Raw genomic sequence first — 12,571 nt, 5'->3', positions numbered from 1 at the left:
GCCGCGGCGCCGTCGTGGCTGGTCGCGCAGTTCCCCGCGCCCCTTACGGGGCGCGAGTCACCAGCCGAGCGCGTCCGGCCGGTGACCCCGCGCAATCCAGACCTACTACGGCAGCCCCCACGGTTCGCCCGGCTCGCTCAACTCCACCGGAGTGATGTCGAGTTCGGGGCGTTTACCCGCGTACAACAGCACCTCCCTGCCCTTGGCCAGCTCGATCACCAGCGTGCCGTCGTCCGTCGCGTGCGTACGCGCCTTGCTGCCGTCGTCGAGCAGCGCCGTCACCGGCCCGCCCGTCAGATCGTGTCGGATCTCGAGTCGTTCGCCCGCCAGGCTCCGTACGCGGACGAAACGGGTGACCCCGCCCTTGCGGACCGCGCTGACCAGGAAGGCCCCCTGCGTGCGGAAGTCGTGCAGCGTGACATCGGCCCAGGAGTCGGGAACGGCGGGGAAGATCCGTATGACACCGCCCCAGCTCTGGCAGAGCATGTCGTGCAGTGACTGTGATGCCGACAGCGGAGTCTCGATGACCGGGCCGGCCTCCGTGTAGTGGGTGTTGGCCCGGCAGGGGTACCGGGTGCTGGGGTCGAAGAACTTCTTCAGGTATTCCAGTGCCTTGGAGCCGCGGCCCATCATCGCGTACATGGACGCGGCGCCCGTATAGCTGTAGCCGCGGTGGGAGCCGGTCACCGCGTGCCAGTGGACGATGGACTTCTCGATCAGTTCGCGCTGCTCCGGCTGCTCCCAGTTCACGAGATACAGCGGGTACACCATCAGCAGGTGTGAGTAGTGGCGGTGGGACTGCGCGTACGGGGTGTCCGCGCCGATCATGAAGCCGTTCCCGTCCACCGGATACGGCGTCAGCTTCGCCAGCACCTCCTGCCAGCGTGGCTTCAGCGGGTCGTCGACGCCCAGCCGCTCGGCCGCTTCCAGGAGCGTGGTGCAGCCCCAACGGATCAGCGCCAGGTCGTAGTTGGTGTCCTTCGGGGGGACCACCGGATACTCCGGGGACAGCGTTGACGGCAGGTGCAGCTTGCCGTCGCTGTCGGGCTGGAGGAAGTGCAGGTAGTAGTTGATCGTGCGGCGCAGCAGCGGGTACACCGTGTCGCGCAGCAAGGCCTCGTCCATGGTGTGGCGGTAGCTCAGCCATACGTTGTGCAGCGCCCAGGTCAGATTGCCCGACTCGCCGCCGCTGCCCGGGGTGGGGGCGCTGCGGTTCATGAACATGTCGGAGCTGCGGCCGACTCCGGCGCTGTCCGAGCGGTATGCGGCGGGCACGTTCGCGATCAGCTGTTCCTGGTTCTGCCTCAGGGTGGTGGCGAGCGAGTCGAGTTCCAGATGGTTGGAGCCGTGGATGAGCCAGTACTCCAGCTGGACGTTGAGGTTCCACCACACGGCGGGCCAGGGCGTGGGCTCCAGCCAGGGACCGCAGGTGGCCATCACCGGGCCGTCGGCGCGGCTGGCGGACGCGACCTTGTAGAGCTGGATCCAGTGGAAGCTCTGCAGCCGCTCGTCGGGGAACGAGACGAAACTCTTGCGGTAGAAGGCGTGCCACCAGCGGGTGTGCAGCCTGCGCAGCACACCGTACGAAGGGGCGCGCTGGATCTTCCGCAGCGAGACCTCCCCGGCGCGGGTGTCGGACGGGTGGCTGTGGGCGACGCTGAGCACGAGGGTGTCGCCCGAGCGGCGGTAGGCCGTCGCGGTCTGGCCGCCGCCGAGGAGCGGCTGGAGGACCTGCTCGATATCGCCCGAAGTCCGGGTGGTCCAGGGCGGGTTGGCGACATACCCGGCCGGCGGCGCCTCGCTGATCTTCCGTGGGCTGATGGCCTCCTCGGGATGGAAGGTCCAGCGCACCTCCTCGTCCCCGTCGGCCGTCACACGCGCCGCGAAGATCCCGTCATGGATGAGCGTGGAGAGCGTCAGGGTGCCCTTGTCGGTGGAGATCGTGCCGGTGAGCTCGGCGTTCCACAGGCTCAGCCGCCAGTCGACCGCACTGATGGTGCCGACCGGGTCGAGCGTCAGATGCCCCACGGGCAGCCGGCACGTCCCCCAGCCGCTGCCGAACTGCGGCCGGTGGTCCTGCACTTCACCGTGCTGCACCGTGAAGCGGATGCTGTTCGCCTCCGGCTCCCGGTACACCATGCTGCCCAGCCGCCCGTCCCCCAGGAACGGACCTTCGTGCCACAGCGTGGGCATCCTGCGCCACACCAGATCCTGCTTCCGCAGGAAGTCGGCCCACGCGCCGTCCGACTTCATACGGTTCCGCAGCTTCCAGCGACGACCGCTGCCCTGCACGGGGGAGGAGGGGTCGGCCGGAGCGGCGTGGGCAACTCCCGGCAGAGCGGCGGCAGTTGTGCCGACGATCGCCGAACCGAGTACTGCTCTACGTGAAGTCATGGCTCACCGCGTCCAGTACGTGATGTTGCGGAAGCGTGCCTCGGCGCGACCACTGCCGTGGTGGTAGACGCCGTTCTTGAAGTGGCGTGTGGCCGGGCCGCGGTCCTCGGCCGTCAGCACCAGCTCGTCGTCGAAGTAGACCTTGATGTCCCGGCTGGAGGCGTTGTGCTCGAGCTTGACGTTGAACCACTTGTTGTACGCGTTGGTCTTCAGGACCGTACGGTCGTACGCCCGCACCGAGCCGCCGCTCGCGCTGTACGCGTTGAGCATGAAGTCCGTGGCAGGAGTGCCCTCGGGATGGATCACCCGGAGGATCTGCACAAAGGTCGCGCCGTTCGTGCCCGACGGGATGTACACGTCGGCGTCCCACATGTGCTGCCCGGTTTTGTACTCCTGCCGCCAGCGCATCTCGGTGCGCGGGTCCGTGGAACTGCCCTGCGACATGGGCTCGTCGGTGTCGTACACCCACATCCGGTGCACACCACCGCTGTTGCTGTAACGCTCGCTCAGACTGAGATTCCACGGCTTCTGCATGCCGTACGTGAACGAGGTCTTCTCCCAGCCGTCCGTGGGAGACGCGGCCACTGCGGAGGACACCGACGGGGTCATCGCCCAGGCGGCACCTCCCGCGACTAAGCCTCCGGCGGCAAGAACCGTACGTCTTGTTGGGTGCATGCCACTCCCTAGTGATTCATCGGATCTATCCTCGACGCAACGTAGAAGGAGCGAGAGAAGCCCGTCAATATGTCGAACGCGTCGAGGATAGATCCGATGTGCTGGCCATTAAGTCTGGACCTTACTCACCAGGCGTGGTACCTGAAGGGAGACCTTTCACCACGTGACCGGGAGGGCACGAACGCCGTGCACCGAGCTTGCCGGGCCGGGTGCGTGGGGAGGTCATTCCCCGGGCTCTTCTTCCTTGGTGCCTGCATCGTCTTCAAGTCCCGCGAGCCGCAGCAGCAGCGGCTTGACGTCCGTGGCCGCGAACTCCGGACGCGCCGCCCCGGGCTCCGAACACAGCAGTACGGGCCCGTGGTCTGGATCCTCCGGCAGCCGGCCGTGGCTGCCACGAACCCCGGACGGGTCCAGCGGGACGGTCTGGATCCGGTAGCGGAACCCGAGCTTCTTGCGGGCGATCTGGCCCACGGCCTTCAGCTTCACCGCCGGGACCGTCTCGTCGTACAGCAGCTCGGCGGGGTCGTAGCCGGGCTTGCGGTGGATCTCCACCTGGCGGGCGAAGTCCGGGGCGCGCTCGTCGTCCAGCCAGTAGTAGTACGTGAACCAGGAATCGGAGTCGGCGACGGCGACCAGCTCGCCGGACCGCTCGTGATCGAGGCCGTACGCCGCCTTGCCATCGGCGTCCAACACCCGCTCCACACCGTCGAGTTCGGCGACGATCTTCGCGACGGCCGCGGTGTCGGCCGGGTCCCGTAGGTACACATGCGCCACCTGGTGATCGGCGACGGCGAACGCGCGGGAGGTCCACGGGTCCAGGTACTCCATACCGTCCTGCGTGTACACGTCCAGCAGTCCGGCGCGGCGCAGGGCGCGGTTGATGTCGACGGGGCGGGAGACCGGAGTGATGCCGTACTCGCTGAGCGCCACGACGGTGGCGCCTTCGGCGAGGAAGTGGTCGATCAACGGGCGCAGTGCGTCGTCGAGTTGGCGGGCGGCGCGGGCGGTGGCGGGAGAGTCCGGGCCGGAGCGCTGGGGCTCGTAGTCCATCTGCGGGATGTAGACGAGGGTCAGGTCCGGGCGATGCTCGTCGAAGATCTGGCGGGCGGCGCCGAGGATCCACTGGGTGGAGGGCATGCCCGCGTTCGGCCCCCAGTAGGTGAAGAGGGGGAACGGGCCGAGCCGGTCGGTGAGTTCGTCGTGCAGGGAGGGCGGCCAGGTGTAGCAGTCGGGTTCCTTGCGGCCGTCCGAGTAGTAGACGGGCCGCGGGGTGACGGTGAAGTCGACGTCCGCCCCCATCGCGTACCACCAACAGACGTTGGCCACCTTGTAGTTGGGGTCGCTCTTCCTGGCCGTCTCCCAGATCTTCTCGCCGCCGACGAGCGCGTTGTGCTGCCGCCACAGCAGCACTTCGCCGAGGTCGCGGAAGTACCAGCCGTTGGCCACCGCGCCGTGCGTGCTCGGCGGCTCCCCGGTGAGGAAGGTCGACTGGGCCGTGCAGGTCACCGCGGGCAGGGTCGTCCCGAGCCGGGCCTGGAACCCGCGTTCACCGAGGGCGGCGACGGCGGGCATGTGGCGCAGTAACGTCGGGGTGAGCCCAACGATGTCGAGCACGACGAGCCGGTCGGTCATGACGTTTCCTCCTTCAGGCCGAGCCCGGTCAACCGGTCCCGGGCCCAGGCGAGTTCGGCGGCGATACCCCCGGCCAGGTCGGCGGGCGGCCGGGGCAGTACGGACCAGGTGTAGGTCTCCACCTCGATGTGGTCACATCCGGCGACCGGCCCGCCGAGCAACTCGGCGAGTACCGCGGTGAGTTGGGATGCGGTGGTGCGGAGCGGGGGTTCGGGTTCGGCATGCAGCGGGGCGTGGAAGTGGACCCGCCAGGGGCCTCGGTCGGCGGGGAGGCCACCGGCCAGGGCGTCGGGGAGGTCGTCGACGCCGAGGATCGTGCCGTCGGGTAGGGCGCCGTATCCGATGGGCGTCTTGACGGACCTCGGCCCATCGGGAGATCCGCCGGGCTGCCTGTCCGACTGACGGGCGCCCCCGGAGCCGCCGGGACCGTTCGGGTGCCAGGTCCCGTACGCGAACCCGGTCCCGTCCGCCTCCTCGCCCGCCGCCACCCCCCGCTGGCGCGGGATCCGCGGCCCCACGCCGCGTGCCGCCCCCTCGCCCCGTACGCCTGACGCGTCCCAACTACCCTGCGCAGCAAGCCTCGTACGCGTCTGATGCAGAAACCGCGGCTCCGCAAGCCGCCCCAGCGCGGCCCGCGCAGCCGGATCCGCCGGATCGACCGCCTCCACCGCGCACGACGCCTGCACCTTGACCACCGGCAACCCGGCGGCGGCAAGGCGCGCCAGAGCGGCACCCGGGTCCTCGAACTGGACCGCGAGATGGCAGGCGTCCAGGCAGATGCCGAGCCGTTCCGGGTCAAGGCCGCCCAGTTCCCGTACCGCCTGCGCGGTCGTCTCGACCACGCACCCCGGCTCCGGCTCGAAGCCGACGCGGACCGGACGGCCGGTCTCGCGCTCGAGCGCGGCGAGGCCAGCGGCCAGCCGGTCCAGGGCGCGGCGGGCGGTGTTGGCACGCTCGGCCGGCCAGGGCGTGCGCCAGGCGAGCGGAAGCGTGGAGACGCTGCCGCGGCGGGCGTCGTCCGGGAGGAGCGCGGTGAGGACGCGGGCGCAGTCGAGGGTGTAGTCGAGGCGGGCCTGGTGCGTCCAATCAGGCAGGTAGACGTCCTTCTTGACGACCTCGCGGTGAAAACCGGAGTACGGGAACGCGTTCAGCGTGACCGTCTCCAGACCCCGCGCGCCCAGCTCACTTTTCAGCCGCCCCAACGCCCGCTCGTCACCGACGAGTTCGGTGACGATGTCGCGGGCCAGCCACAGGCCGATCCCGAGCCGGTCGACGCCGAGCCGTTCCCGTACGGGTTCGGCGTAGGCGGCGAGCTGCGTGAGCACCCCGTCCAGGTCCTCCGCCTGGTGGACGTTGCTGCAGTACGCGAGATGAACGGGCGTCCCGTCGGGGTGGCGCAGGCGCATGCCCCGCTCACTCTCCGCCGCGCTTGATGGAGTTGCCCTCGTAGGTCGCCGACTCGTCGGGCTTCGGCTCGTCCAGCACCGGGTCGAGGTCCAGTCGGCCGCTCTGCCCGTAGAAGGCGACCGGGTTGCCCCACAGCACCCGGTCGACCTGGTCCACCGCGAACCCGGCCGCCAGCATCGCCAGACCGGTCTTACGGGTCTTCAGCGGATCGCTGCGCCCCCAGTCCGCCGCCGAGTTGACCAGCATCCGCTCGGTCCCGTGCTCCTTGAGGATCGCCACCATCCGGTCCTCGCTCATCTTCGTCTTCGGGTAGACCGAGAACCCGGCCCAGCAGCCGCTGTCGCGCACCATGCCCACCGTGAGTTCATTGAGATGGTCGAGCACGACCAGCTCGGGCGCGATCCCCGACTCCCGTACGACATCCAGCGTCCGCCGCGTGCCCGCCTCCTTGTCGCGGTGCGGGGTGTGGACGAGGGCCGGGAGCTCGTGCTCGATGGCGAGCTGGAGCTGCCGGGCCAGGGCCTCGTCCTCCTCCTTGGTCATCGAGTCGTAGCCGATCTCACCGACCGCGACGACCCGGTCCTTGGCGAGATAGCGCGGCAGCTCGTCCAGCACCGGTATGCAGCGCGGATCGTTGGCTTCCTTCGGGTTGAGGGCGATCGTGCAGAAGTGCTGGATCCCGAACTGCGCGGCGCGGTACGGCTCCCAGCCCAGCAGCGAGTCGAAGTAGTCGTAGAAGCTCTCGGGTGAAGTACGGGGCTGGCCCAGCCAGAAGGCCGGTTCGACGAGGGCGCGTACCCCGGCGGCGTGCATCGCCTCGTAGTCGTCCGTCGTACGCGACGTCATGTGGATGTGGGGGTCGAAGATGCGCATATTCAGGAGACTCCATCGAGGGCGGCGGGGCGGTCATCGGCGGGCGCGAAGGCTCTGATGACGGGCGTGATGTCCTCGGGCACGGCACGTCCGGCCGCGATCCGTTCGCGCGCGAAGTCGGCCAGCATCCGGCCGAGTTCGGCGTCGGCCCGCTCGTCGAGCCCGGCGACACGCTCGAGCGGTATCTCGTAGAAGACGCACTTCAGGACGGCCTGCCGGTACTCGTCGTCCGGCAGATGCCGCGCCGCGTACGGCCCGAGCGCGGCCTCGATCAGCGTCGTGTCGTTGCCGCGCAACGTCTCCCGCACCAGGAAGAGGAAGCGGCCCTCGTCGTCGATCAGCGGCAGCGCCCGCAGTACGGCCCGCTGTTCGGCCGGATCGCCGTGCCGATGGAGCGCTCCCACGGTCTCGACCAGCGCGGGGTCGTGCAGCGGCAGGGCGGTGAGCAGTACGGCACGGGCGGCCTCGTCGATGGTCCAGTGGTCGTCGAGCCTGGCCCTGCCGCAGCGGCGGCGGACGGCGGGGAAGAGGGCGCCGATGGCGGTGGGATCGGCGAGGACGCGGTCGACGGCCGCGTCGAGCCAGGCGCGGGCCTCGGGCTCGAGGACCGTACGGAGTTCAGGTATGCCGGAGATCATGGGCGCGCTCTCTGTGCTCACTGTGCTGCTTCTTGAACTGCCTCTTGTGCTTTCTGCTCGCTCTGCTCCGTCTGAACCTTCGGTGTCTTCGGTGTCTTCGGTGCCGCCCGTCGGAGGAACTCGATGGAGCGCCGGGCGACTTCGGGTGCGTCGAGCGAACCGCCCTGGATCTCCACGGAGACCAGCCCCTGATGCCCGAGTTCGCCGAGCGCGCCCAGCACCGGCCCGAACTCGATCTCACCGTCGCCGAATTCGAGATGCTCGTGGACGCCGCGCCGCATGTCCTCGATCTGCACGTTCAGCAGCTGGGGCGCGGCCAGCCGTACGCACTCCAGCAGGGGAATCTCCTCGACGCAGTGGGCGTGTCCGATGTCCAGCGTGATCCCGAACAGCTCATGTCCGCCGAGCCGTTGCCCGAGTTCCAGGCACCGCTCCACGGTGTCGATGAACATGAACGGCTCCGGTTCGAAGGCGAGGGCCACGCCATTGGCCTCCGCCGTCCGCAACACCGTCTCCATGCCCGCCGTGAGCCGCTTCCACGCGTCCTCCTCCGGCAGCCCCTTCGGCGCGGCACCGCTGCACAGATGGACGGTGGGCGAACCCAGGTCGGCCGCGATCCAGATCGCCCGCCGCAGCAGATCGACGCGCCGCTGCACCCCCTCCGACATCAGCGTCGGCTCGTGCATGCCCCACGGGTCGAGTAAATAGGGCGCCCCCGTCTCGACCGTGACGCTGAGCCCGTACCATGCCAACTCCCCGGCGAGCGCGTTGACTTGGCGCGGCAGGTCTTCGGCGTACGGATCGAGGTGGCCGTGATCGAGCGTCAGCGCCACCCCGTCGTAGCCGAGGTCGGAGAGTACGGCGATCGCATCGCTCAGGCGGTGGTTGGTGAAGCCGTTGGTGCCGTAGCCGAATCGCAGATCCATGAGTGGCTGTCCTCGGGTCGTTTCCAGGTTGCTCTTCGGGTCAGGTCGGTGACACGCGCCGGGCCAGCCGTCGCGCCAGCGGATGCACGGCCCCCAACGCCGCCGCCACCACCGGCGACCCGCCCCGAGCGGTCAACGCCGTCTGCAAGGGCACAAGGCCCAGAATCCCGGCCCCCACCGCCCGCCGTACGTTCTCTCCCGACGGCTCCCGTACGGCCTTGACCTGCGCCAGTCCGTACGTACCGAGGTAGCCGAGCGCCCCGGCGGCGGCGACCGCGGCGGTACGCGCATCAGGGTGCCGCCCCGGACCGGAGGGTGCGGTGCCCGCCGCCGCCAGCGCTGTCGCGGCCGACACTCCGAGCGTGGTCGCGGGCAGCCGCGCCGGGGCGCCGGAGATCTCGTGCCGGCTGAGGGCGGTGAGCGTGTACGTATGCAGCCCGACCAGGGCCGCGGGTACGAGTCCACGCCGCCCGGACTTCGTCCCGCCGGCCGCGACCGCGCCCGCGAGCACGTCCAGCGCCCGCGCCCCGGCCATCGCGGCGGGCCCCGCCTTCGTCGACTTCAGCTTCAGGTCGTACGCCCAGATCAGCCCCGTAAGCGGCAGTGCGACGCCGAGGCCGCGGCGACCGCCGGAGAGGGCCGCGAGTCCGAGCCCGGCGGCGGTCAGTCCGCCGGCCAGGGAGAGGGCCGTACGACGGGGGACGCGGCCGGAAGGGACGGGGCGCTGGGGGCGTTCGACGGCGTCGATGGTGGCGTCGGCGTAGTCGTTGAGGGCCATCCCGGCCCAGTAGAGGCAGACGGAGGAGGCCATGGTGCCGACCGTGCGCGGTCCCAGTGGGCGTCCTGCGGCGGCGGCCCCCGCGAGGATGTCGCCCGGCACGCTCAGTGCGGCCGGGGCGCGTACGAGACTTGCCAGGTCAGCGAGTTGTACGGGCCGGGATCCGAAGCGGAGGTTCGCTTTCCGGTCGTTCATGAAATCACGCTACACGCGCTGATTGAACATTCATTCTTGAGCTTTGTGGGAATTCTGTGATGAATGTGGCTAGCGGTGGATGCTTCCATTTGCGCGCTGGATGCCTCTAAGGGCGCCCCTATAGCTGAATCGACCATCCATCCACCTTATTGACTTCCGGCTCAGTGAACCAGAGGATTCCCGGGGTGACCCACACCGAGCACCCGTACGCCGGCGGTCCGGCCCCCCTCCCTCCTGACCTGGACGAGGCCGTCCACCGCTGTCTCGTCGCCGGATTCGACGGAACCACGACCGTCCCCGACACCCTGAAGCGGCTCATCGACCGCGGCCTCGGCGGCGTCATCCTGTTCACCCGCAATGTGCGCGACGCGGAACAAGTCCGTGAACTGACCGAAACCCTGCGGGACTTCCGCCCCGATCTGCTCGTGGCCATCGACAACGAGGGCGGCGGCATCGGTCACCTGGTGAACGCGGACGCACCCGAAGTCCCCGGCTCCTTCGCCCTGGGTGTCGTGGACGACACCCGGCTCACCGCCCGCTGCGCCGACGCACTGGCCGGACACCTGGCCTCCCTCGGCATCACAGCCTCGTACGCCCCCGTCGCCGACCTCCAGCACCACCCGCTGAACCCGATCGTGCGCACCCGCTCCTTCGGCGCCGACCCCCAGCTCGTCTCCCGGCATCTGCGTGCCTGGATCACCGCCACCCAGGCACGCGGCGTCGCCTCCTGCGCCAAGCACTTCCCCGGCCACGGGGGCACCGTCACCGACAGCCACCACGATGTGGCGGTCGACCCACGCCCGTACGACGAACTCGACCTCGACCCCTTCCGGGCCGCGATCGCCGTAGGCGTGCCGATGCTGATGAGCGCGCATGTCGTGTTCCCCGCACTGGACCCCGACCGCCCGGCCACGCTGAGTCCCCGCATCCTGAGCGGACTGCTGCGTGACGAGTTGGGCTTCGACGGCGTACTGGTCAGCGACGCCCTGGAGATGAAGGCGATCGCGGACAGGTACGGGGAGTCGGCGGGCGCTCGGCTCGCCCTCGCGGCCGGCGCCGACCAAGTCATCGTCGCCGTACCGGACTTGGGGGTCACGCTCGGCTGCCGGGACGCGGTGCTGGACGCGGTGGGCAGCGGGGTGTTGCCGGCGGAACGGGTGCGGGAGGCCGCGGACCGGGTCCGGCGGCTGGCCGATCGGTACGCGGCGCCGGTGGCTGCGGGTGCGGTCGCCAGGTGGGATGTCGGGGCCGGCTTGGAGGCGGCGCGGCGGGCGGTACGGGGGACTGCGCCGCATGTACGGGGCGCCCATGTCGTCGACCTCTTTCCGCCGCCGCACCCCGCGCTCAACTGGGGCGGCGAGGACTTGCTGACGGAGGTACGCGCCCTCGACCCCACGGCCACGGGGACGGCGGTCACTCGGGTTCCGGCGGATGTGGCGGACCTCGCGGACCTCGCGGCCGAGATCCTGCGCCGGGCGGAGGGCGCGCCGCTGGTGGTCGCCACGCACGACGCGGGCTTGCATCCCTGGCAGGGCGAACTCCGGGATGCGCTGCTGGCCGGACGGGCGGATGCGATCCGGGTGTCGACGGGTCTGCCGGACGGCGGTGACGTGTGCTCGTACGGGCGGGGGCGGGTGAACTTGCGGGCGCTGGCGGAGGTGTTGGTGTGTGCTGCTTGAGCGCGTCAGCGGCGACCGCGACGTTGGGTCGTTCCCTGTCGCGTGACTCATCGGATGCGCCGGGCGAGCCCGGTCGCCCTGCCCATCAGCCATTCGAGCGGCCCTCGTTGGAAGAAGCGGGACCAGAGGGTGGCGAGGACGGTGACGGAGGCGATGAAGCAGAGCAGTACGTACAGGGGCTGGACGGGCGGTTCGTCGGTGTCCAGGAGCCAGATGGCGACGATGTGGTAGACGTACGCCGTCAGTGACATCGAGCCGACCGCGATGACGGGCTTGGCCAGGCGGCGCAGGCGGGGGAAGGCGTCCATGGCTGCCAGGCACGCGGTGATCACCAGGATCGCCACACCGGTGTTGCCCACGATGGACAGGGTCGCCTCGCTGTGCGGTGAGGCGACCAGCATCGCGGCGGGGGTGTCGCCGAAGATTTCGACGCTGCCGAGCGATGCGGACGGCATGGACGGCATGGATGACATCGACGGCATGGACGCCATGCCCGCTCCCTCCTCTGCCTTTCGGATGGCTTCGGCGGCACCGGGTACGAGGCGCAGCGCCAGCCAGGAGCCGCCGTAGCCGGTGACGGCGAGGGCTGCGCCGGAGAGGGCGAGGCGTATGCGTACGGCGGTTGAGGCCAGGTCGAGGCGGGCGACGGCCATACCGGCGAGGACGAACGGGACCCAGGTCAGGGCCGGATAGCCGCCGGTGAAGAACAGCGAGACGGGGCCGTCGGCCTGGCCGACGGTGGTGAATGAGCGGCCGCCGACCAGCGGCTTCAGCAGGTACAGCAACTGCGGACCCACCAGCGCCCAGCCCACGGCGATCAACGCCAGCGGCTTGGCGCCCAGCCGGTACAGCGGCAGCACGAGCAGGAAGAACAGTCCGTAGAAGGCGAGGATCGGCACGACCGGAGTGCCGGTCATGGTCAAGGCGGTGCCCAGAGCTATCAGGATCACGGCCCGGATGACGACCTTGGCGACGGCCTGGCGTCCGGCCAGCCCGGTCTTCGGCGTGCGGCGCCCGGTGATGAGGGCGACCGCGAAGCCGGCCAGGACGGCGAACAGGGCGGAGGAGCGGCCCTGCGCCAGCTCCATCAGGAAGCCGATGACACCGTCCTGGCCCGGGGCGGGGCCCACATGGACCGCGTACATGCCGAAGACGGCCAGGCCGCGGGCCAGGTCCAGCCCGATCAGCCGGCCCACGGCGGGTGCACTGGTCTGCGCGCTGGTCGGTGCGTTGGTCGGCGGGCCGGCCGAGGGCTCACTGCGCGTGCGTTCAGGGGGCGAGGGCTCATTGCGCTCGCGTTGTTCAGGGGACGGTGCGTCGGCCGGGAGTAACGGGGATTCTGAATGCTGTGTCATGCAACTCAGCCTCGAGACC

Annotated in this window: 10 protein-coding genes; 1 reads left to right on the top strand and 9 read right to left on the bottom strand. The window is 70.0% G+C overall.

Going from position 1 to position 12,571, the window contains the following annotated elements; translation table 11 throughout:
• Window positions 1-105: 105 nt before the first annotated feature.
• The 8 genes from ACQEVY_RS10675 to ACQEVY_RS10640 form a co-directional block, all read right to left on the bottom strand.
• Complete coding sequence (locus tag ACQEVY_RS10675; RefSeq protein WP_432947190.1) at window positions 106-2,394, bottom strand: glycosyl hydrolase family 95 catalytic domain-containing protein; 2,289 nt, start codon at window positions 2,392-2,394, stop codon at window positions 106-108.
• 3 nt (window positions 2,395-2,397) lie between these two features.
• On the bottom strand, window positions 2,398-3,003 hold the full coding sequence (locus ACQEVY_RS10670; RefSeq protein ID WP_432947188.1) for a cinnamyl alcohol dehydrogenase: 606 nt from the start codon (window positions 3,001-3,003) through the stop codon (window positions 2,398-2,400).
• Window positions 3,004-3,291: 288 nt separating this feature from the next.
• A complete protein-coding gene (locus ACQEVY_RS10665; protein ID WP_432947186.1) occupies window positions 3,292-4,701 on the bottom strand; it encodes an alkaline phosphatase family protein in 1,410 nt (469 codons plus the stop codon).
• A complete protein-coding gene (gene eboE / locus ACQEVY_RS10660) occupies window positions 4,698-6,107 on the bottom strand; it encodes a metabolite traffic protein EboE (RefSeq protein WP_432947184.1) in 1,410 nt (469 codons plus the stop codon). Before eboE ends, ACQEVY_RS10665 begins: the two co-directional genes overlap by 4 nt.
• Before the next feature lie 7 nt (window positions 6,108-6,114).
• A complete protein-coding gene (locus tag ACQEVY_RS10655) occupies window positions 6,115-6,981 on the bottom strand; it encodes a TatD family hydrolase (protein ID WP_328767978.1) in 867 nt (288 codons plus the stop codon).
• Between the two features lie 2 nt (window positions 6,982-6,983).
• Window positions 6,984-7,640, bottom strand: a complete 657-nt coding sequence (locus ACQEVY_RS10650) for an EboA domain-containing protein (protein ID WP_432947181.1) — start codon at window positions 7,638-7,640, stop codon at window positions 6,984-6,986.
• Window positions 7,637-8,545: a sugar phosphate isomerase/epimerase family protein gene (locus ACQEVY_RS10645; protein ID WP_432947179.1), complete on the bottom strand. Its 909-nt coding sequence runs from the start codon at window positions 8,543-8,545 to the stop codon at window positions 7,637-7,639. Before ACQEVY_RS10645 ends, ACQEVY_RS10650 begins: the two co-directional genes overlap by 4 nt.
• 40 nt (window positions 8,546-8,585) lie before the next feature.
• Window positions 8,586-9,518, bottom strand: a complete 933-nt coding sequence (locus tag ACQEVY_RS10640) for an SCO3242 family prenyltransferase (protein WP_432947177.1) — start codon at window positions 9,516-9,518, stop codon at window positions 8,586-8,588.
• 185 nt (window positions 9,519-9,703) lie between these two features.
• Between ACQEVY_RS10640 and ACQEVY_RS10635 the strand changes: the two genes are divergently transcribed.
• The gene (locus ACQEVY_RS10635; RefSeq protein WP_432947175.1) at window positions 9,704-11,197 is read left to right on the top strand and encodes a glycoside hydrolase family 3 N-terminal domain-containing protein; all 1,494 of its coding nucleotides are present in this window, start codon (window positions 9,704-9,706) and stop codon (window positions 11,195-11,197) included.
• A 47-nt stretch (window positions 11,198-11,244) separates the two neighbouring features.
• Here ACQEVY_RS10635 and ACQEVY_RS10630 read toward each other — a convergent pair whose 3' ends face one another.
• Window positions 11,245-12,552: a DUF418 domain-containing protein gene (locus ACQEVY_RS10630; protein WP_432947173.1), complete on the bottom strand. Its 1,308-nt coding sequence runs from the start codon at window positions 12,550-12,552 to the stop codon at window positions 11,245-11,247.
• Window positions 12,553-12,571: the final 19 nt, after the last annotated feature.

The organism is Streptomyces sp. CA-288835 (assembly GCF_050936385.1).
GTDB lineage: Bacteria > Actinomycetota > Actinomycetes > Streptomycetales > Streptomycetaceae > Streptomyces.
Note: the sequence above shows the minus strand (reverse complement) of the source record. Positions and strands in the feature narration are given on the sequence as shown.